At 69.5% G+C, this 19,894-nt stretch carries 16 protein-coding genes and 2 riboswitches; of the genes, 5 read left to right on the top strand and 11 right to left on the bottom strand.

The window, feature by feature from the left end; all coding sequences use genetic code 11:
* Positions 1 to 51 precede the first annotated feature (51 nt).
* Together E9536_RS33505 and E9536_RS33500 are read left to right on the top strand one after the other, a co-directional pair.
* A complete protein-coding gene (locus tag E9536_RS33505; RefSeq protein ID WP_136472221.1) occupies positions 52 to 597 on the top strand; it encodes a hypothetical protein in 546 nt (181 codons plus the stop codon).
* 205 nt (positions 598 to 802) lie between these two features.
* Positions 803 to 1,834, top strand: a complete 1,032-nt coding sequence (locus E9536_RS33500) for a helix-turn-helix domain-containing protein (protein ID WP_027788682.1) — start codon at positions 803 to 805, stop codon at positions 1,832 to 1,834.
* A gap of 144 nt (positions 1,835 to 1,978) precedes the next feature.
* On the opposite strand, the gene E9536_RS33495 is transcribed toward E9536_RS33500, so the two are convergent.
* Positions 1,979 to 3,109, bottom strand: a complete 1,131-nt coding sequence (locus tag E9536_RS33495; RefSeq protein WP_136472219.1) for a glycosyltransferase family 9 protein — start codon at positions 3,107 to 3,109, stop codon at positions 1,979 to 1,981.
* Positions 3,106 to 4,809 carry a thiamine pyrophosphate-binding protein gene (locus E9536_RS33490; RefSeq protein WP_059678233.1) on the bottom strand — a complete coding sequence of 568 codons (1,704 nt, stop codon included), beginning with the start codon at positions 4,807 to 4,809 and terminating at the stop codon, positions 3,106 to 3,108. The genes E9536_RS33495 and E9536_RS33490 overlap by 4 nt, the downstream gene beginning before the upstream one ends.
* Positions 4,810 to 5,222: 413 nt before the next feature.
* Between E9536_RS33490 and vapB the strand changes: the two genes are divergently transcribed.
* Both vapB and E9536_RS33480 read left to right on the top strand, forming a co-directional pair.
* The gene (gene vapB, locus E9536_RS33485) at positions 5,223 to 5,459 is read left to right on the top strand and encodes a type II toxin-antitoxin system VapB family antitoxin (RefSeq protein WP_059528333.1); all 237 of its coding nucleotides are present in this window, start codon (positions 5,223 to 5,225) and stop codon (positions 5,457 to 5,459) included.
* Positions 5,459 to 5,860: a type II toxin-antitoxin system VapC family toxin gene (locus E9536_RS33480; RefSeq protein ID WP_060313954.1), complete on the top strand. Its 402-nt coding sequence runs from the start codon at positions 5,459 to 5,461 to the stop codon at positions 5,858 to 5,860. The genes vapB and E9536_RS33480 overlap by 1 nt, the downstream gene beginning before the upstream one ends.
* An 86-nt stretch (positions 5,861 to 5,946) precedes the next feature.
* On the opposite strand, the gene E9536_RS33475 is transcribed toward E9536_RS33480, so the two are convergent.
* From E9536_RS33475 to E9536_RS33440, 8 genes are all read right to left on the bottom strand, one after another.
* A complete protein-coding gene (locus E9536_RS33475) occupies positions 5,947 to 7,335 on the bottom strand; it encodes an L-serine ammonia-lyase (protein ID WP_027788676.1) in 1,389 nt (462 codons plus the stop codon).
* Between the two features lie 30 nt (positions 7,336 to 7,365).
* Positions 7,366 to 8,502 carry an alginate lyase family protein gene (locus tag E9536_RS33470; RefSeq protein WP_027788675.1) on the bottom strand — a complete coding sequence of 379 codons (1,137 nt, stop codon included), beginning with the start codon at positions 8,500 to 8,502 and terminating at the stop codon, positions 7,366 to 7,368.
* Positions 8,503 to 8,653: 151 nt separating this feature from the next.
* A complete protein-coding gene (gene gcvP / locus E9536_RS33465) occupies positions 8,654 to 11,581 on the bottom strand; it encodes an aminomethyl-transferring glycine dehydrogenase (protein ID WP_091922517.1) in 2,928 nt (975 codons plus the stop codon).
* A gap of 63 nt (positions 11,582 to 11,644) precedes the next feature.
* A complete protein-coding gene (gcvH, locus tag E9536_RS33460) occupies positions 11,645 to 12,025 on the bottom strand; it encodes a glycine cleavage system protein GcvH (RefSeq protein ID WP_027788673.1) in 381 nt (126 codons plus the stop codon).
* Positions 12,026 to 12,142: 117 nt separating this feature from the next.
* A complete protein-coding gene (gcvT, locus tag E9536_RS33455) occupies positions 12,143 to 13,261 on the bottom strand; it encodes a glycine cleavage system aminomethyltransferase GcvT (protein WP_059694458.1) in 1,119 nt (372 codons plus the stop codon).
* Between the two features lie 84 nt (positions 13,262 to 13,345).
* A riboswitch (glycine riboswitch) is annotated at positions 13,346 to 13,479 on the bottom strand.
* 33 nt (positions 13,480 to 13,512) lie between these two features.
* Positions 13,513 to 13,614, bottom strand: a riboswitch (glycine riboswitch).
* A gap of 113 nt (positions 13,615 to 13,727) precedes the next feature.
* Positions 13,728 to 14,090 carry a hypothetical protein gene (locus tag E9536_RS33450; RefSeq protein WP_027788671.1) on the bottom strand — a complete coding sequence of 121 codons (363 nt, stop codon included), beginning with the start codon at positions 14,088 to 14,090 and terminating at the stop codon, positions 13,728 to 13,730.
* A 170-nt stretch (positions 14,091 to 14,260) separates the two neighbouring features.
* Positions 14,261 to 15,313: an oxidoreductase gene (locus E9536_RS33445; protein ID WP_027788670.1), complete on the bottom strand. Its 1,053-nt coding sequence runs from the start codon at positions 15,311 to 15,313 to the stop codon at positions 14,261 to 14,263.
* A 237-nt stretch (positions 15,314 to 15,550) separates the two neighbouring features.
* A complete protein-coding gene (locus tag E9536_RS33440; protein WP_060084425.1) occupies positions 15,551 to 16,258 on the bottom strand; it encodes an SGNH/GDSL hydrolase family protein in 708 nt (235 codons plus the stop codon).
* Positions 16,259 to 16,553: 295 nt separating this feature from the next.
* Here E9536_RS33440 and E9536_RS33435 point away from each other — a divergent pair, with 295 nt between their 5' ends.
* On the top strand, positions 16,554 to 18,641 hold the full coding sequence (locus E9536_RS33435; protein ID WP_027788668.1) for a UvrD-helicase domain-containing protein: 2,088 nt from the start codon (positions 16,554 to 16,556) through the stop codon (positions 18,639 to 18,641).
* 124 nt (positions 18,642 to 18,765) lie between these two features.
* Here the strand turns inward: E9536_RS33435 and E9536_RS33430 are convergent, their stop codons facing one another.
* A complete protein-coding gene (locus E9536_RS33430; RefSeq protein ID WP_048025223.1) occupies positions 18,766 to 19,659 on the bottom strand; it encodes a c-type cytochrome in 894 nt (297 codons plus the stop codon).
* Between the last annotated feature and the right edge of the window lie 235 nt (positions 19,660 to 19,894).

Genomic DNA, 19,894 nt, shown 5'->3' with positions numbered 1-19,894 from the left:
GTCGTGTCGTCGCTGCGGCACGGCGCGCCGATGCGTGTAACGAAAACCAGCATGGCAGAACTGCCCCGATCCTTTCCGCGTCACCCCGTGTTCCATGCGGGCGAACTCGACGCGCAGCACCGCTTCGGCGTGGCCGACGAAGCCGAGCGGATGAGCGACGTGGTGACGACACGCGTGAGCATCGGCGTGCGGCAGTTCGTCGAATCTCAGCCGTTCATGTTCATCGCCACCGCAGGCGGCTCGCGCACATCCGTGAGCTGCGACATCGTGCCGGGCATGCGCGATGCGAACGGCGATCTGCTGCCGGTCGTCCGCGTGATCGACACGAAGACGCTGCGGTTCGCGTTGCCGGTCGCCCCCGGCGCCGGGGGCCGGATCGATGCGGCGGCATGCGACGGCAGCGGCGTCGGGTTGCTGTTCGTCGACTTCGTGCGCGGCATCCGCTACCGGATCAACGGTCGCGCGACGCTGCGCGCCGATTTGCCCGAAGCCGACGCGGCGCCCTGGCCGACCGGAAGCGCGATCGTCGAGCTGGCGGTCGCGCAGGCGTATGGCAATTGCGGCACGCGGGTCGTCCGGCTGAAGCCGGCCGGGTAGCCGGGATTCGGTGGCCGGCGGCGGTCGATATGCGCGGTCGTCGCGCGGATCGCACCGGCGGCGTGCGCGCCACGCCGCCTTCGGGTGCGCCCGGATGGCGCGCAACGGCCGGGCAACGTGGAATGACGGGCCGTGCGCCGAACCGCGCGGTTCGGCACGGGACTTGCGTGACAGACGCGGTTCCGGGCAGGTGAGGGAGGACACGATGGACCAACACGTGGCGTATAGCGAAGAACCGACGGCCGAAGACACGCGGCGCAACGCGCAGGGCGACGATGCGCTGGCCGGGCAGGCGGTCGTCAGCGTCGCGCACGACGCCGACGAGCAGGCGCGCAACCTGATCGGCTGGCGGCAGACCTACGACCAGCTCGCGGCCGGCCGTTTCGTCGGCACGCTGACCGAGCTGCCGCTCGACACGATGAAACTGTTTCGGGAATCGACGAGCCACCTGCTGCGCCAGGCATGCGAGGTGCGCGGCGATGCGTACTGGTTCGGCATCCCGCTCGTGAGCGACGGCACCGCGCGCGTCGATGCGTGCCGCATCGGGCCCGGCGCGCTCGCGTTCCGGCCCGGCAACGTCGAATTCGAACTGGTGACACCCGCGCAGTTCTCGATCTACGGGATCGTCGTGCGCGGCGACGTGCTGCGCCGTTATGCGGAGGAGGTCGAACACCGCGCACTCGACGAGCGGCTGTTCACGCAGCGCGTGATGCAGGTCGGCGATGCGCGGCTCGCGCGCCTGTGCGCGCTGCTCGGCCGCCGGCTCGACGGGGCGGTGGCGATGGCCGGTCCGCTGGCCGATGCGCAGCGCGACGACCTGCAGGCCGAGGTGCTGGCCGCGCTGTTCGACGTGTGCGCGCAACCGGCCGACGACGATGCCGGCCGCGCGCCGTCGATGCGCCGCTGGATCGTCGAACAGGCGCGCGACTACGTGCTCGCGCACCGCACGCGCCCGGTCGGCGTGCCCGAACTGTGCGAGCAGTTGCACGTGAGCCGGCGCACGCTGCAGTACTGCTTCCAGGACGTGCTCGGCATGGCGCCCGCCACCTACCTGCGCACGCTGCGGCTGAACGGCGCGCGGCGCGACCTGTGCGGCCGCGCGGCCGGTTCGGTGCAGGACGTTGCGGAGGCGTGGGGCTTCTGGCATCTCAGCCAGTTCGCGACCGATTACCGGCGGCTGTTCGGCAAGCGGCCGTCGGAGACGCTGCGCGATCGCGCGGTGATGGTGGCGGGGTGAGCGCGGGGCGGCAGTCGGGGTGAGCCTGGCTCAGGCTCGGACTCGGACTCGGACTCGGACTCCAGCTCAGGCTTAGGCTCAGGCTTAGGCTCAGGCTCAGGCTCAGGCTCAGGCTCAGGCTCAGGCTCAGGCGGTGCGGGCACGCTATTGCCCTTTCGGCCACGCAGTCCGGTTTTCCCGTGCGGCGGTCGCCGCGGCTTTGCGCGGCGCGGGCCAGGCCAGCGCGTCCCAGTCGATCGCCCGGTAAGCGGCCTCGACAGCCGCGAGATCGGCCGGCCGCTCGCTGCGATGCAGCCCGCGCAATTCGGCCGGCACGTCGAGCGCGACCGGCACGCAATGCGGATAGTCGCGCACACGCAGCGCCGGCCCGATCGTCGTGAAGCACGCGAGCGTCGGCACGTCGAAACCGTCGGCGAGGTGCAGCGCGGCCGTGTCGGGCGCGAACAGCAGGCTGGCGCCCTTGACCCATGCGATGAACCGGGCCGTATCGCCTGCCGCATCGGCGCTCACGTCGACATACGCGGGATGCGCGACCGGCCCGAACCCGGCCACCGGCAAGCCGTAGCGCCGGGACAGCTGTTCGACGAACGTTGCCCGAAGGGCAGGCGGCACGCTGCGCAACGCGGTGCTCGCGTTCGGACAGAACAGCACGTACGGACGCTGCCATTGCGCGGGCAACGCGGGCAACGGCAGCCGCGCGAGCCAGCGGTTGCGCCTGGCCGACGCCGGCACCGAGGCAGGCTCCACGCCGAGCGCGTCGAGGAAGAAATCGATCATCGGCAACCGCGCGAACGCGGGCCAGTACAGGTGATTGCCGACGTCGATGCACGGCGCGTCCGCCGGCAGCGCGTCGGCGGGGTACGGCAGCGCGCGCGACGGCGCGACGATGTCGGCCGCGAGCGCATACAGCGCATCGACGTAGCGCGGCGCGCGGGCAGGCCGGTACAGCGTGAAGCCCAGGCCCGGGTGCGCTGCGCGCAGCGCGGCGAGGGCGGTGAGCCCGATCACCGAATCGCCGAGCGTGACCCCCATTCCGTTGATCACATGCACCTGCCGCGCGCGGCCATAGTCGAGCCGGAACGGCCGGTGCGCCGCGTGCAGCAGGCCGCGCGCGGGCGCGGCCGCGACGTGGCCGGCGGCACGCGCGTCGCCGTGCTCGAGGTCGTAGGGCGCGACGAGCGTGCCGTCCGGTGCGAGCAGCGTGCCGGGGAGCGCGAGCGCGTCGTCGTGCGACAGCGCGCCGGCAGGCGGCGCGGCGTGCGTGCTCACCGTCATCCGCCGCGCGCGCGGCGGCCCTGTTCGCGGATCTGCTCGAGGGTCGCGGCCGGCGTGCTGGCGTCCTGCGGGATGCGGATCTCGATCAGCGCGGGCAGCCCGCAGGTCAGCGCGCGTTCGAGCGCGGGCGCGAAATCGGCGGTGCGCTCGACGGTCTCGCCATGTGCGCCGAATGCGCGCGCATACGCGGCGAAATCGGGATTCGTGAGCCCCGTGCCGTGCACGCGGCCCGGGTAGTTGCGCTCCTGATGCATGCGGATCGTACCGAAATGCCCGTTGTTGACGACGATTGCCACGATGTTCAGCCCGTACTGCATCGCGGTCGCGAGCTCGTTGCCGGCCATCATGAAGCAGCCGTCTCCCGCGAGCGCGACGACGGCGCGCGACGGGTACAGCGACTTCGCGGCGAGCGCGGCCGGCAGCCCGTAGCCCATCGCGCCGCTCGTCGGCGCGAGCTGCGAGCGGAAGTGCCGGTACGCGAAGTGGCGATGCAGCCAGATCGCATAGTTGCCCGCGCCGTTGGTGAGGATCGCGTCGTGCGGCAGGCGCTCGCGCAACTGCACCATCACGTCGCCGAGCTGGACGTCGCCGGGCATCGGCAGCGGCGCATGCCATTCGCGATACGCGCGATGCGCGTCGGCGGCGCTGCCGGCCCACGCGGGGTGCTCGGGCGGCTCGAGCGCGGCGAGCGGCGCGGCGATCTCGGGCATCCCGGACACGATCGGCAGGTCGGCCGCATACACGCGGCCGAGCTCGTCCGCGCCCTGGTGCACGTGAACGAGCGTCTGGCGTGTCTTCGGGATGTCGAGCAGCGTGTAGCCGCCGGTCGTCGCTTCGCCGAGGCGCGGCCCGATCACGAGCAGCAGGTCGGCGTCGCGGATGCGCTTCGCGAGCGCGGGGTTGATCCCGAGCCCGACGTCGCCCGCATAGTTCGGGTGCGCGTTGTCGATCGTGTCCTGGTAGCGGAACGCGCAGGCCACCGGCAACTGCCAGCGCTCGACGAAGGTGCGCAGGTTCGCGCACGCGTCGGGCGTCCAGCCGCTGCCGCCGACGATCGCGAACGGACGTTCGGCGCGCGCGAGCCGCTCGCGCAGCTCGTCGAGCTGCGCGGCCGACGGCGCGGCCGCGACGCGTTTCGCGGCCGGCACGACGGGCTGCGGCGCGCAGGCTTCGGACAGCACGTCCTCCGGCAGCGCGAGCACGACCGGGCCGGGCCGGCCGGCGGTCGCGACGTGGAACGCATGGCTCAGGTACTCGGGAATGCGGCGCGGATCGTCGATCTGCGCGACCCATTTCGCCATCTGGCCGAACATCCGCCGGTAGTCGATTTCCTGGAAGGCTTCGCGGTCGAGGTGCTCGCGCGCGCACTGGCCGACGAACAGGATCATCGGCGTCGAATCCTGGAACGCGGTGTGCACGCCGATCGACGCATGGGTCGCGCCGGGCCCGCGCGTGACGAACGCGATGCCGGGGCGGCCGGTCAGCTTGCCGACCGCCTCGGCCATGTTCGCGGCGGCCGCCTCGTGGCGGCAGACGACCGTCTGGATGCGCGCGGTGTCGTCCGCCAGCGCATCGAGTACGGCGAGGAAACTCTCGCCGGGCACGCAGAACACGCGTTCGACGTGATTGGCGAGCAACGCATCGACGAGCAGTCGCGCGCCGGTGGTGGCGGGCTGCTCGAGATCCTTGGAATGCGACATGGGCTGCCGTCTCCCTGGGTAGCGGGACGTACAGCTTACGCCTGTCGGCGGGGCGCCGGTACGGCGGCCGGAGAAAAGTGTCGGAACGCGGGGCGGGTCGGGCGGCGCGTCTTGCCTGCTCGCCGGGTTCGGCTGGCCGAAAGGACGACTGGTGCGTGATTGCCGGACGGTGGACAGTGGAGGCTGCCGGCATCGAGCCGGACAGGACGATCCGCTGCCACGGTCAGGCGGGCGGCGAATTGCGTCGAACCACGTGTCTTTTCGCCGCAATTGACCGGCCGCCGGCAGTGGATATCTCCGGCCTATCGCAAGCCGCCCGCATGATTACTTCGGAGTCGTGTACACACATGGATTTACATTGCCTCGAAAACACCCTAAAGTACATCCATCGTACACACGCATGGGAGATCGACATGCATACCACGAGGGTGTTTCGGAACGGCAACTCGCAGGCCGTACGGATTCCGGCGGATCTTGCTTACGAGCGCAGCGATATCGAGCTCGAAATCGAACGGATCGGCGACGAAATCCGTATTCGGCCCATGCGACGGCCGTTGACCGGCGTGCTCGAGAAGTTCGCGAAATTCGGGCCGGATTTCATGGCCGAAGGGCGTGGCGACCACGAACAGGCCGACCGCGAGGGCTTGTGATGGCGCGCTACATGCTCGACACCAACATGTGCATCTACCTGATGAAGAATCAGCCGGAACAGGTCGCGAGACGATTTGCGCAGTGCTACACGGGGGACGTCGTGATGTCGGCGATTACCTATGCCGAGCTCGAGTACGGCGTGACCGTGTGTGCACGTCCGGCCCGGGAGCGCAGCAATCTGGCCGCGCTGATCGAGGATATCCCGGTTGCGCCGTTCGACGCGCCGGCCGCGCAAGCGTACGGCCCTGTCCGCGAAGCGACCCGCGATCGGAAGAAGGATCATCTCGACAAACTGATCGCGGCGCATGCGGTGTCGCTCGACGTCGTGCTCGTGACCAACAACGAGCGGGATTTCGCGAGCTACCCGGGCGTGCGGCTGGAGAACTGGCTGAGCGACTAGCGTGCCCGGCGGGCGTGACGCAACGCTCGCCATGTCCGGCGGTCATGCAGGGTATCGATTCGCCCCGCACGACCGCCGTTACTGCATCAGCACTCGACGATATTCACCGCGAGCCCGCCGCGCGACGTTTCCTTGTACTTCGTCTTCATGTCGGCGCCGGTCTCGCGCATCGTCTTGATCACCGAATCGAGCGACACGTAGTGCGAGCCGTCGCCGCGCAACGCCATGCGCGCCGCGTTGACCGCCTTCACCGACGCCATCGCGTTGCGCTCGATGCAGGGAATCTGCACCATCCCGCCGACCGGGTCGCAGGTGAGGCCGAGGTTGTGCTCCATCCCGATCTCGGCCGCGTTCTCGACCTGTTGCGGCGTGCCGCCGAGCACGGCCGCGAGCGCGCCCGCGGCCATCGAGCACGCGACGCCCACTTCGCCCTGGCAGCCGACTTCCGCGCCGGAGATCGACGCATTCAGCTTGTAGAGAATGCCGATCGCGGCGGCGGTGAGCAGGAAGTCGATCACGCCCTGCTCGTTCGCGCCCGGCGTGAAGCGCGTGTAGTAGTGCAGCACGGCGGGGATGATGCCGGCCGCGCCGTTGGTCGGCGCGGTCACGACGCGCCCGCCGGCCGCGTTTTCCTCGTTGACCGCGATCGCGTACAGGTTGATCCAGTCGATCATCGACAGCGGATCCTGCAGCGCACGCTCCGGGCTGCCCGTCAGCGTGCGGTACAGCTGCGGCGCGCGGCGCTTGACCTGGAACGGGCCGGGCAGGTTGCCGTCGGCATCCGGGTTGCCGATTCCGCAGCCGCGCGACACGCACGACTGCATCACCGCCCAGATCTTCAGCAGGCCGTCGCGCGTCTCTTCCTCGGTGTGCCACGCGCGCTCGTTTTCCCACATCAGCTGCGCGATCGACTTGCCGGTCGACTCGGTCAGCGCGAGCAGCTCGGCGCCGGTGCGGAACGGGTGCGTCATCTGCTCGGCCGCGCTCAGCACCTTCGTGTTCGGCGCGCCGGCCGTCACGACGAAGCCGCCGCCGACCGACAGGTAGGTGCGCTCGACCAGCACCGCGCCGTTCGCGTCGCTCGCGCGCAGCTTCATCCCGTTCGGATGCTCGGGCAGCGCCTGGCGGTAGAACGCGATGTTCTCCTTCAGCACGAACGGCACCGGGTGCGTGCCGAGCAGCGCGAGCTTCTTCGACTGGCGGACGTCTTCCAGCCGCGCGTCGATCGTGTCGGGATCGACGGTGTCGGGCGCGTCGCCGAGCAGGCCGAGCATCACGCCGCGGTCGGTGCCGTGGCCCTTGCCGGTGGCGCCGAGCGAGCCGTACAGCTCGACCTTCACGTGGGCGGTCGCGTCGAGCATCCCGTCGCGCTCGAGGCCCTGGACGAACATCAGCGCCGCGCGCATCGGCCCGACCGTATGCGAACTGGACGGACCGATACCGATCTTGAAGAGGTCAAAGACGCTGACTGCCATTTCGATTCCTGCCTTGCTTTAAGAGTAGTGCTAGCGCGCCTGCAATGGCAGGCACGCGGCGAGCCATGCGGGCGGCGTTGGGGAAAGTTGCTGCGCGACGCGGGCATAGCGCCCGTCGAGCCGCGCGGCCAGATGAAAGAGTTCGGTGGCGTTTTTCGGGTCCCACTGCCCCGTGTAGCCCGGCAGGCCGGCTTCGCGGCGCTTCGCGTCGAACGGCACCGGCGAATTCACGAATTCCTCGTGCGTTTTCTCGCCGAGCGCGTACGGCACGAGCCAGTCGAGCGCGGCCTCGAGGGTCGCACCGTTCGTGCCGCGCTCGCGCAGCCAGTTGCGGTTGAAGCGGCGCGCGGCGAGTGCGGCCGTCACCAGCGGCTGCAGGTCGTAGACCGCGTAGTGCAGCGCATCGCGCTCCTCGAAGTCCCACGTCTTGCCGTCCGGGCCGATGTTGTCGGCCAGATGCTCGACGAACAGCCGCTGCGCGGCGTTCATCATCCTGCGGTCGCCGAGCGTGAACGCGGACAGCGCGATCAGCTTGATCCGGTGGCTCTGCCAGTTGTTGCGCCAGGTGCCGGTGAGCGGGCGCTTCTGCGCGTCGATCTGCGCGACATAACCGGCGCCGAGCTTCGCGATGAACGCCGCGGTCGCGTTGCGGGTCTTCACCGGCAGCGCGCTTGCCGTCATGTCGTACGCGACGATCAGGCTGTCGAAACGCGTCTCGTCGATCGGGTTGAAGCTCGGCTGGTAGGTGCCGACCCACGCAGACAGGAAGCGGTCGACGAGCTGCAGGTAGCGCGGCGCGTTCGTCACGCGCCACGCGAGCGCGGCATCGCGCATCAGGTCGAGATCCTTCAGCGCGGCGGCGCTCTGGTCGTAGATGCCTTCGTGCGGCAGCGTGCCCTCGGTGTGCACGCGCGCCATCGCCTTCGGCTGCTCGCCGATGCGTGCGTCGACGCTGCGGATCAGTGCCTGGACGCCCGGCTCGGCCTGCGTCGTCTCGCTCGCCTGCAGGGCCGGCGCCGCGCAGAAATTCATCGCCGCGCGCGCGCTGCCGCACGCGCCGAGGCCGGCAGCGGCCAACGACAGCGACGCGACGAACATCGGCACGAAGCGGCGCGCGCGCGGCCGCCCTTGCAGTGCACCATGGCCCGGAAACATCGGACGCACCATGCGGAACTCCTTCATTGGCTGGATCGCGTGTGATGTTAGCCGGATTGGCGCACGAACGTGCACGGGTTCGAGCGGCGAACAAAAAAACCGCACGCAACCCCGGGTTGCGTGCGGTGCGGGCACCATCGGACGGCTCCTGGCCTCGTGTGCGTTATGCGTATTCCGACATCGGCACGCACGAGCAGAACAGGTTGCGGTCGCCGTAGACGTTGTCCGCGCGGCCGACCGGCGGCCAGTACTTGTTCGTGCCGAGCGACGCGACCGGGTACGCGGCCTGCTCGCGCGAGTACGCGTGCGGCCATTCGTTCGCGGTGACGACGGCCGCCGTGTGCGGGGCGTGACGCAGCGGGTTGTCCTCGCGGTCGGCGCGGCCTTCCTCGACCGCACGGATTTCCTCGCGGATCGCGATCATCGCGGCGATGAAGCGGTCGAGTTCCTCCTGCGATTCCGATTCGGTCGGCTCGACCATCAGCGTGCCCGGCACCGGGAAGCTCATCGTCGGCGCGTGGAAGCCGTAATCCATCAGGCGCTTCGCGACGTCGTCGACGGTGATGCCGCTCGATTCCTTGATCGGGCGCAGGTCGAGAATGCACTCGTGCGCCACCAGCCCGCCCGGGCCCGAATACAGCACCGGGTAGTGCGGCGCGAGGCGCTTCGCGATGTAGTTCGCGTTGAGGATCGCGGTTTCCGTCGCGGCGGTCAGGTTCTTCGCGCCCATCATCGCGATGTACATCCACGAGATCGGCAGGATCGACGCCGAGCCGTACGGCGCGGCCGACACCGCGCCGATGCCGTTTTCGTCGCGCGAGTAGCCGGTCGAACGCTGGTTCGGCAGGAACTTCGCGAGGTGCGCGCCGACCGCGACCGGGCCGACGCCCGGGCCGCCGCCGCCGTGCGGGATGCAGAAGGTCTTGTGCAGGTTCAGGTGCGACACGTCGCCGCCGAACTGGCCCGGCGCGGTCAGGCCGACCATCGCGTTCATGTTCGCGCCGTCGACGTACACCTGGCCGCCGTGCGCATGCACGATCTCGCAGATCTCGCGGACGTTCTGCTCGAACACGCCGTGCGTCGACGGATACGTGATCATGATCGCCGCGAGGTCCTTCGCGTGCTCGTCGGCCTTGGCCTTGAGATCGGCGATGTCGACGTTGCCCTGCGCGTCGCAGGCGACGACCACGACCTTCATGCCGGCCATGTGCGCGGAGGCCGGGTTCGTGCCGTGCGCGGACGCCGGGATCAGGCACACGTCGCGGTGCGCTTCGCCGCGCGATGCGTGGTAAGCGTGGATGATCAGCAGGCCCGCGTACTCGCCCTGCGAGCCGGCGTTCGGCTGCAGCGACACGGCCGCGTAGCCGGTGGCCGCGACGAGCATCTGCTCGAGCTGGTCGATCATCTCGCGGTAGCCGACGGTCTGCTCGGCCGGCGCGAACGGATGGATGCCGCCGAATTCGGGCCACGTGACCGGCAGCATTTCCGACGTCGCGTTCAGCTTCATCGTGCACGAGCCGAGCGGGATCATCGAGCGGTCGAGCGCGAGATCCTTGTCCGACAGGCTGCGCAGGTAGCGCAGCATTTCGGTTTCGGAATGGTGGCGGTTGAACACGTGGTGCGTCAGGTACGCGCTCGTGCGCTCGAGGCCGGCCGGCAGCGCGGCAACGCCGGCAAGGCCCGCGTCGAGGGCATCGACGGCCGGGGCGGTGCCGCCCGCGGCCTGCGCGAACACGGCGAGGAGATCGGCGAGGTCGTCGCGCGTCGTCGTTTCGTCGACCGACACGCCGACTTGCGTGTCGCTCACGCGGCGCAGGTTGATGCGCTTGGCCTTCGCGAGTTCGTGGACCTGCGCGGTGCGCGCGCCGGTATCGATCGTCAGCGTGTCGAAGAACGTGTCGTTGACGGTCGCGAAGCCGAGCTGCTTCACGCCGGCGGCGAAGAGGGCCGCGATGCGGTTCACGCGCAGCGCGATCGTCTTCAGGCCGTGCGGACCGTGGTAGACCGCGTACATGCTGGCCATGATCGCGAGCAGCGCCTGCGCGGTACACACGTTCGACGTCGCCTTCTCGCGGCGGATGTGCTGTTCGCGCGTCTGCAGCGCGAGGCGCAGCGCGGGCTTGCCCTGCGCGTCGACCGTCACGCCGACGAGGCGGCCCGGCATCTGGCGCTTGAATTCGTCACGCACCGCGAGATACGCGGCGTGCGGGCCGCCGAAGCCCATCGGCACGCCGAAGCGCTGCGTGTTGCCGATCGCGACGTCCGCGCCCCAGTCGCCGGGCGGCGTCAGCACGGTCAGCGCGAGCAGGTCGGCCGCGACGACCACGTGGCCGCCGGCCGCGTGGATCGCTTCGGTGAGCGCGCGGTAGTCGCGCACGTCGCCGTTCACGCCCGGGTATTGCAGCAGCACGCCGAACGCATTCGCTTGCGCCGCGTCGGCGGCCGGGCCCGTCTTGACCTCGATGCCGACCGGCAGCGCGCGCGTGCGGATCACTTCGAGGGTTTGCGGCAGCACGTCGTCGGCGACGTAGAACACGTTCGACGCCGGCTTGCCGGTGCGTTGCAGCAGTGTCATCGCTTCGGCGGCGGCGGTGGCTTCATCGAGCAGCGACGCGTTCGAGATCGCGAGGCCGGTCAGGTCGGCGACCATCTGCTGGAAGTTCAGGAGCGCCTCGAGGCGACCCTGGGAAATTTCGGGCTGGTACGGCGTGTAGGCCGTGTACCACGCCGGGTTTTCGAGCACGTTGCGCAGGATCACGGCCGGCGTGTGCGTGTCGTGGTAACCCTGACCGATATACGAGCGGAACACCTGGTTCTTGTTCGCGAGAACCCGCAGCGCGGCGAGGGCTTCGGCCTCGCTCTTCGGCTGCGCGAACGGGCCGAGCGGCAGCGTTTCGGCGCGGCGGATCGAGGCCGGGATCACGGCGTCGATCAGGGCGGCGCGCGACGCGAAGCCGAGCGTGTCGAGCATGGCCTGCTGGCTGGCGGCGTCGGGGCCGATGTGGCGTTCGGCGAACGCGTCGTGCGTTTCGAGCGCGGCGAGCGAGAGGGGCGTGCGGTTCATCAGGCGGTCCGGGTGTTCGAGCTTCATGGCGTGACTCTGGTCCCGCGCGGGCCGGCCGGCGGCCGGCGTCGCGCGGTTCGGGTAAGGGAATTAGTCGATCAGCTTGCTGTAGGCGGCGGCGTCGAGCAGGCCGTCGGTCGATGCGCCGTCGGCGAGCTTGATCTTGAACAGCCACGTGTCGTACGCGTCGCTGTTCACTTCTTCCGGCGTGTCGACGGCGTCCGCGTTGATCGCGACCACCTCGCCCGACACCGGCGAATAGATGTCCGACGCGGCTTTCACCGATTCGACGACGCCGATCGCGTCGCCCGCCTTCACCTGCTTGCCGACGGCCGGCAGTTCGAGGAAAACGATGTCGCCGAGCGTGTTCTGCGCGTGATCGGTAATGCCGACCGTCAGCGTGCCGTCGGCTTCAGTGCGGATCCACTCGTGTTCGTCGGTGTACTTCAGATCGGCCGGGACGTTGCTCATCGGATGCTCCTGATAAAAGGGTTTGTTCGTTTTGCTGGCGCGCCGCCGGGGCGCGCCGGGTGTGGTGTTGCGCCAGGCGCCATCTCCCGGCTTCCCGGGAGGCGGGCCTCCCGGCCGTTACGCAGCGAGGACCTTGCCGTTGCGCACGAACGGCAGTTTTACCACGCGCGCGGGAAGATTCTTGTCTCGAATTTGCACCTGGACCACGTCGCCGATCTGGACGGCCGCCGGCACGCGCGCGAACGCGATCGATTCCTGCATCGACGGCGAGAACGTGCCGCTCGTGATCTCGCCTTCGCCGTGCGGCGTGACGACCTTCTGGTGCGCGCGCAGCACGCCGCCCGCCTTGCCGTTTTCCTTCTGCAGGATCAGGCCGACGAACGCGGCGCGGGTGCCGTTTGCTTCAAGGGCGGCGCGGCCGACGAAGTCGCGCGGCGCGCCGAGGTCGACCGTCCACGCGAGGCCCGCGTCGAGCGGGGAGACGGTGTCGTCCATGTCCTGGCCGTACAGGTTCATGCCGGCCTCGAGGCGCAGCGTGTCGCGCGCGCCGAGCCCGCACGGGCGCACGCCGTTCTGCTGCAGCGCGTTCCACAGCGCTTCGACATGCACGGCCGGGACGATCACTTCGAAGCCGTCTTCGCCGGTATAGCCGGTGCGTGCGACGGTGAGATCGCCGAACGGCGTGCCGGCGACCTGCGCGGCGTTGAACGGCTTCAGCTCGCTCGTCGCGGCACGCGCGGCGGGCACGGTCGCCCAGGCCTTTTCGCGGGCGTTCGGGCCCTGTACGGCGATGATCGCGAAATCGCGGCGCGGCGCGATCGTGACGCCGTAGCCGCCTTGCTCGTTCAGCTGGTTGAACCACGCGATGTCTTTCTCGGCCGTGCCGGCGTTGACGACGACGCGGAAGAATTCTTCGGTGAAGTAGTAGACGATCAAGTCGTCGATGACGCCGCCCTGCGGATTGAGCAGGCACGAGTAGAGTGCCTTGCCGGGCGTCTTGAGCTTGCCGACGTTGTTCGCGATCGCGTGCTCGAAGAACGCGCGCACGCGGCTGCCGGTGAAATCGACGACGCACATGTGCGACACGTCGAACATGCCGGCGTCGGTGCGCACGGCTTCATGTTCTTCGATCTGCGAGCCGTAGTTGACGGGCATGTCCCAGCCGCCGAAGTCGACCATGCGGGCATTGAGCGCGCGGTGCGCGGCGTTGAGCGGGGTGTGATTCAGTGCAGTCATCGAGGCCTCAGGCAAGGCGCTTGCGCGCGGATCAGAACGGCCATGTGCCGACCACCGCGGCCGACGGCCTGCGAGCGATCCGGTACATGCCCCTCTGTCCTCGATACCTGAGAGATTGCGCTGCCGGCCAGGCCTGGCGAACGCGCGCCCCTTCGGTGGGCAGCCTGCCCGCGCAGCCTAGGCGCTGCGGGCTACTGCCGCTCTCCAGAGTGCGGGGAGTGTGTGGCCCGCGCGATGCACGGACGAGGTTCCCCGACGCGGTCGGTCCTTTTGCCTGAGAGTTTGCGGGTGTGCCCCTTCGGCGGCGCAACCGGCTGGAACAGCACGGTCACACGCTCTCCCGACGCGTGCGGGCGACTGTACGCGAGCAGGTGGGCCTTGTCAATTTGAGCAAAAGAATGTCGCTTCGCGACAAGCGGCGGCAACCGGTGCCGCCGCTTTTTCCGCGCCGGCGGGCGCCGGTGCGTTACTCGCCGATCGCGCGCGCGGCCGTGTCGAGTTCCTGGTTCAGCACGCGCTGCTCGTCGCCGGACAGGCCGCCGCTGTGCTGCGCGGACATGTCGTTCGCTTCCTGGCGGATCACGTCGAGGCGGTGGTGAAGCTGCGCGCCGTACGGCGGCGGGTAGTAGCCGCCGTTCACGCGCGCATCGATGCGGCGGTGCAGGTTGTCGATCCGGCCCTGGATCTGCTGCATCCGCTCGTTCGCGACGACCTGCGGATTCGGCCGCGGCGGAGGGGCCGGGCGAACCGGCTGCTGCGGCTGCACGATACAGGCCGCAAGCGAGGAAACCAGGACGCAGCACGCTGCTGCGCGAATCAACCGTTGCATCAACATTCTCCAGACGGATTGGTGTCGGATCGACTTTTTCGAGAAACGCGTCAGACCGGTCGGACGCTGACTTTCGTTCCCCCGGCATTTGTAACCGAATGTTCCTGTAATCGAATCCGCCGGGCCGGCCGCGCGCGTGCCGGCCGGCCGCGACCGGCCGGCGCGCGGTGTCAGATCGTGCGGCGCACGAACGGCAGCCGGCGGCCGTCGTGCTCGCTCTGCGCGGCGAGCTCGATGATCGTCATCACGTCGACGGCATCCTGCGTGGTGACGGGGAACGGTGCGCCGTCGCGGATCGACGCGGCGAGCGCGCGGTAGAACTCCGCGTACTGGCCGTCGAGTGTCGGCACCGGGCGTTCGACCTCGACCTCGCCGTCGAGCACGCGCAGCAGGCCCGGCGGGTTGCCGCCGCCGAATTCGACGTCGTCCGCGGTGAGGCCGGCCTTGAGCTGGTCTTCCTGCGTGTCGAGCCCGAACTTCTGGTAGCTGCCGCGTGTGCCGTGCAGCGTGAAGCGCGCGGGTTCGATCGCCGACAGCGCGCTCGCATGCAGCGCCACTTCCTTGTCCGGATAACCGAGCTGCAGGTGCACGAAATCGGGCGCCGTACCGTTGTCGCGACGGGTCTTGACGGTCGCGCCCACCGTTTCGGGCAGGCCGAACAGCGCGAGCGCCTGGTCGATCAGGTGCGGGCCGAGGTCGAGCAGCAGGCCGCCGCCGCGGGCGGGCTCCTCGCGCCAGCGCGTGCGCGGCGTCGGGCGGAAGCGGTCGAAGTGCGACGCGAAATACGTGAGCCGGCCGAGCTCGCCCGATTCGACGATGCGGCGCACGGTGAGGAAATCGCCGTCCCAGCGGCGGTTGTGGAACGGCGCGAACAGCCGGCTGCGCGCGTTCGCGAGCCGCGCGAGCGCAAGCGCCTCGTCGGCGGTGAGCGTGACGGGCTTGTCGACGACCACGTGGCGGCCGGCTTCGAGCACCTGGCGCGCGAGCGCGAAGTGCGTGTCGTTCGGCGTGGCGATCACCACGCATTCGATGTCGTCGAGGCCGAGCAGCGTGTCGAGATCGGGGACGACGCGCGCGCCCGGATACGCGGCCTGCGCGCGATCGGGCTGCCCCGTCGCGATCGCGGCGACTTCAGTGCGGCCGCTCGTGGCGATGACCGGCGCGTGGAACGTCGCGCCGGCGAAACCGAAACCCATCAAACCAATCCTGAGCAATGACGACATGGCAATCCCTGGCTGCGAAGGAAACTAAAGGATGGTGCGCCGAGACGGCGCGAAGACGACCGGCTATTTTGGCATGGCGCCGCCGCTCGTACCGGGGCGTTCGGGCGACACGCGCGGTGCGATGCGGCGCTTGCGCAAGGAAGGCCGGCATTTTGCGCGGGCCCGTGTGCCGACCGGGCGGGGGCTTTGCCTGCCGGGCCGCGCGGTGAAAGGCCGGTGCCGGGGCGTCGTGCCGCGTCATGCGGCCGTCCGGCGCAGCACGGCGGCGGCGACTTGCGTGGCCCACACCGTGCAGGCGGCGGCACCGGGGTGGAAGCCGTCGGCGGCCATCAGGTGGCGCTCGAGCGGCAGCTCGACGCGCAGGAACGTGCAGTGCGGCTGCGTGGCGGCCCAGCCGGCGAGCGCCGTGTTGAGCCGTTTCGCGCGCAACCCGAGATACCACGCGAGCGGCTGCGGCAGCGCCGGAAAGCGCTCCATCGGCGGCACCGCCGACAGGATCGCGTGGCCGACCCGGAAGCGCGTGGCGAGCAGCCGGACGAGCTCGGCCTGCTGCGCCTGCCAGCGGGCCGGCGGCACGCCGCCCGTCACGTCGTTGACGCCGAGCGACGTGACGGCCACGTCGAACGGCTCGGCCGGTTCGGCGGCGAGCCAGTCGACGAGCTCCCGCGTGGTCAGGCCCGTGCGCGCGAGCAGCTTCCAGCGCACGCGGTGCGTGGCCGCGAGCGCGTTTGCCAGCTGCCCGGACAGCGCGTCGCGCTGCGTCGCGACGCCGACGCCCGCGGCGGCCGAATCGCCGACCACCAGCACGCGCAGCGGCGGGCCGTCGCCGGCCACGCCGTCGCGCGGGCCGGCCGCCTCGGGCAGGCGCGGCGTGACGCGGCGCACGTAGCGCCCCTGCGCGAACAGCAGCGGGCCAAGGGCGGCGGTGGCGAACGGGTATCCCATGATGTCGATCCGGTGGCGGTTCAGGCGATTCAGGCGATTCAGGCGGTTGGGCGCGGGGCGGCGCCGGGTGGAGATATTGTGGCCGATCGCTGCGCGAACGGGGCCGGATTGGCCGCACGGACAAGGGGCGGCGGCGGAATCCGCCCGCGCGGCCCCGTCCGGCGGCGCTCCCGAAAAGCGCGCCGCCGACGTGTTAACATGCGCGTCCTGCCCCGCGTGTCCGCCTGCTTCGCCGGCCCGCCGCGCACGGCATCCTCCCGGCGTTCCGCCGTCAACCGCAACACCATCCGCCATCATGTCCGCAGGCCTCAATCCCGCCCAGAACGAAGCGGTGCGCTACCTCGACGGTCCCTGTCTCGTGCTCGCCGGCGCGGGCAGCGGCAAGACCCGCGTGATCACGCAGAAGATCGCGCACCTGATCGAAGCGAAAGGCTTCGAGCCGCGCCACATCGCGGCCGTCACGTTCACGAACAAGGCGGCTGCCGAAATGCGCGAGCGCGTGGGGAAGCTGCTCGAGGGCAAGACGCTCACCACGCCCGGCAAGGAAGGGCGCAAGGTACCCGTCAACCAGCTCACCGTCTGCACGTTCCACTCGCTCGGCGTGCAGATCCTGCGCCAGGAGGCCGAGCACGTCGGCCTGAAGCCGCAGTTCTCGATCATGGATTCGGACGACTGCTTCGGGATGATCCAGGAGCAGCTCGGCACGACGGACAAGGGGCTGATCCGCAAGATCCAGAGCATCATCTCGCTGTGGAAGAACGGCCTGATCATGCCCGACGAGGCGATGGCGATCGCGGCCAACGAGGACGAGCACCAGGCCGCGCTGGTCTACCGCAACTACGTCGCGACGCTGCACGCGTACCAGGCGGTCGACTTCGACGACCTGATCCGCCTGCCGGCCGAGCTGTTCGCGAAGAACGAGCAGGTGCGCGACCGCTGGCAGAACAAGCTGCGCTACCTGCTGATCGACGAGTACCAGGACACCAACGCGTGCCAGTACGAACTGCTGAAGCTGCTCGCGGGCCCGCGCGCCGCGTTCACGGCGGTCGGCGACGACGACCAGGCGATCTACGGCTGGCGCGGTGCGACGCTCGAGAACCTCGCGCAGCTCGGCAAGGATTTCCCGAAGCTGCACCTGGTCAAGCTCGAGCAGAACTACCGGTCGACGGTGCGCATCCTCACCGCCGCGAACAACGTGATCGCGAACAACCCGAAACTGTTCGAGAAGAAGCTATGGTCCGAGCACGGGATGGGCGATTCGATCACCGTCACGCCGTGCAACGACGAGGAGCATGAAGCCGAATCGGTCGTGTTCCGGCTGTCCGCGCACAAGTTCGAGCGGCGCGCGCAGTTTCGCGACTACGCGATCCTGTATCGCGGCAACTTCCAGGCGCGCATCTTCGAGCAGGTGCTGCGGCGCGAACGCATTCCGTACGTGCTGTCGGGCGGCCAGTCGTTCTTCGACAAGGCCGAGATCAAGGACCTGTGCGCGTACCTGCGGCTGATCGCGAACGCCGACGACGATCCCGCGTTCATCCGCGCGGTTACGACGCCGCGCCGCGGGATCGGCAACACGACGCTCGAGGCGCTCGGCTCGTTCGCGGGCCAGGCGAAGGTGTCGCTGTTCGAAGCGGTGTACATGGGCGGCATCGAGGCGCGGCTGTCGGCGCGCCAGGTGGAGCCGCTGCGGATGTTCTGCGACTTCATCCAGCGCCTGACCGAGCGCGCGGACAAGGAGCCCGCGACCGTCGTGCTCGACGACATGATGGAGGCGATCCACTACGAGGCGTACCTGTACGACGCGTTCGACGAGCGCCAGGCGCAGTCGAAGTGGCAGAACGTGCTCGAATTCCTCGAATGGCTGAAGCGCAAGGGCACCAAGCCCGAGACGGAGGCTGTCGACGGCGAGGCCGAAGGCTTCCACAACGCCGACGGGCTCGCCGATACCGGCAAGAACCTGCTCGGCCTGATCCAGACCGTCGCGCTGATGTCGATGCTCGAGGGCAAGGACGAGGATCCGGACGCCGTGCGGCTGTCGACCGTCCATGCGTCGAAGGGGCTCGAGTATCCGCACGTGTTCCTGGTCGGCGTCGAGGAAGGCATCATGCCGCACCGCGGCGGCAGCGAGGACGACGGCCCGATCGACAACGAGCGGATCGAGGAGGAGCGCCGGCTGATGTACGTTGCGATCACGCGTGCGCAGCGCAGCCTGCACCTGAACTGGTGCAAGAAGCGCAAGCGGGCGCGCGAGACGGTCGTGTGCGAGCCGTCGCGCTTCATTCCGGAGATGGGGCTCGACGATGCGCCGCCGCCTACCCCGGAAGAAGCGCCGATGTCGCCGAAGGACCGGCTCGCCAGCCTGAAGGCGTTGCTGCAGAAGTGAGGCGGCGGCGCCGTCGGGCGTGCGGTGTTGCGACTAACCGACGGTCCGACAGTCAGCCGGTCAGGCAAAAAACAAACCCCCGCGGTGCGCGTGCGCCGCGGGGGTTTTTTCTGGCCGGCCGGTGTTACTTCGCCGAGTTGACCATGTAGTCGACGGCGGCCTTCACGTCGGCGTCGGATGCGTTCGACCCGCCCTTCGGCGGCATCGCGCCCTTGCCGTGCAGCGCGTAGTTGTAGACCGTGTCCATCGAGTCCTTCAGGCGCGGCGCCCAGTCTTCCTTGCTGCCGAACTTCGGCGCGCCGAGCACGCCTGCTCCGTGGCAGGCCACGCACGTCGACGAGTACAGTGCCTTGCCGGCCGTTGCGGCATCGGCGCTGGCCGGGGCGGCCGCCGGTTGTTCGCCGGCCTTCGGGATCGCGGCGATCGCGGCCTGCGCGGCGGCGATCTGCGCGCTCGCGGCGTCGGCCGGGCCCGATGCGCCTGCCGCGCCGCTGGCGGGCTGCGCCGCGTTGGCGGCCGGTGCTGCCGGTTCGGGGAAGTTCGCGCCGTCGTTGTTCGCCATGTAGACGATCGCGCGGGCGATTTCATAGTCGCTGACGTCGTCGGGGCTCGTGCCGCCGCGCGGCGGCATCGCGCCCTTGCCGGCCAGCGCCGTCTTCAGCAGCGTGTCGAAGCCTTGCGAGATGCGCGGCGCCCAGTCGTCCTTGTTGCCGAATTTCGGCGCGCCGGCGGCGCCCGTGCCGTGGCAGGTCACGCAGACGGCCTTGTAGACTGCCTCGCCGGTCTTGTACGTGCGGGGCGCGTTGGCGTCCTTCACTTCGACCTGCGCGAGCGGGGCGATACGCGCGGCGACCTGCTCGTCGGATAGCGCGTCCGTGCCGGCGCCGGCGCGGAACGCATGGTTCGCATAATTGGCGAACAGGACGATCAGGATGATCGGAATCGCGAACGACGCGATGATGACGGCAATCAGCTGCCCGGGGGTTTTGACGGGAGATTCGTGGGGTGCTTCGCTCATGCTTGCCTCGTCTCCGTGAATAGGAATTGTGAGCGCGGTGCAACGGCAAAATGGCAGTCCAATGAAGCACGGACGATTATAGACGGAACGTTTACATCACGGCGAGCGGCGCGATGGCGCGTGTTTACCCGCACGAAGCGCGGTGCGGCGGGGATTCGTCGGGCAAGGTGGACGCGTCATGGGAAACCGGGTATCCTTGCCGTCTTGCCAATCGTGGGCGGCCTGTATATTGGGG

The sequence above is a fragment of the Burkholderia sp. LS-044 genome (genome assembly GCF_004803625.1).
In the GTDB taxonomy this organism is placed as follows: domain Bacteria; phylum Pseudomonadota; class Gammaproteobacteria; order Burkholderiales; family Burkholderiaceae; genus Burkholderia; species Burkholderia cepacia.
Note: the sequence above shows the minus strand (reverse complement) of the source record. Positions and strands in the feature narration are given on the sequence as shown.

Coding starts and splice junctions, on each gene's coding strand:
- E9536_RS33445 (WP_027788670.1), bottom strand. CDS start 15,313: ATGTCGTCATTGCTCAGGATTGGTTTGATGGGTTTCGGTTTCGCCGGC.
- gcvT (WP_059694458.1), bottom strand. CDS start 13,261: ATGACTGCACTGAATCACACCCCGCTCAACGCCGCGCACCGCGCGCTC.
- E9536_RS33435 (WP_027788668.1), top strand. CDS start 16,554: ATGTCCGCAGGCCTCAATCCCGCCCAGAACGAAGCGGTGCGCTACCTC.
- gcvH (WP_027788673.1), bottom strand. CDS start 12,025: ATGAGCAACGTCCCGGCCGATCTGAAGTACACCGACGAACACGAGTGG.
- E9536_RS33475 (WP_027788676.1), bottom strand. CDS start 7,335: ATGGCAGTCAGCGTCTTTGACCTCTTCAAGATCGGTATCGGTCCGTCC.
- E9536_RS33495 (WP_136472219.1), bottom strand. CDS start 3,109: ATGACGGTGAGCACGCACGCCGCGCCGCCTGCCGGCGCGCTGTCGCAC.
- E9536_RS33440 (WP_060084425.1), bottom strand. CDS start 16,258: ATGGGATACCCGTTCGCCACCGCCGCCCTTGGCCCGCTGCTGTTCGCG.
- E9536_RS33470 (WP_027788675.1), bottom strand. CDS start 8,502: ATGGTGCGTCCGATGTTTCCGGGCCATGGTGCACTGCAAGGGCGGCCG.
- E9536_RS33505 (WP_136472221.1), top strand. CDS start 52: ATGGCAGAACTGCCCCGATCCTTTCCGCGTCACCCCGTGTTCCATGCG.
- E9536_RS33500 (WP_027788682.1), top strand. CDS start 803: ATGGACCAACACGTGGCGTATAGCGAAGAACCGACGGCCGAAGACACG.
- E9536_RS33490 (WP_059678233.1), bottom strand. CDS start 4,809: ATGTCGCATTCCAAGGATCTCGAGCAGCCCGCCACCACCGGCGCGCGA.
- vapB (WP_059528333.1), top strand. CDS start 5,223: ATGCATACCACGAGGGTGTTTCGGAACGGCAACTCGCAGGCCGTACGG.
- gcvP (WP_091922517.1), bottom strand. CDS start 11,581: ATGAAGCTCGAACACCCGGACCGCCTGATGAACCGCACGCCCCTCTCG.
- E9536_RS33430 (WP_048025223.1), bottom strand. CDS start 19,659: ATGAGCGAAGCACCCCACGAATCTCCCGTCAAAACCCCCGGGCAGCTG.
- E9536_RS33480 (WP_060313954.1), top strand. CDS start 5,459: ATGGCGCGCTACATGCTCGACACCAACATGTGCATCTACCTGATGAAG.
- E9536_RS33450 (WP_027788671.1), bottom strand. CDS start 14,090: ATGCAACGGTTGATTCGCGCAGCAGCGTGCTGCGTCCTGGTTTCCTCG.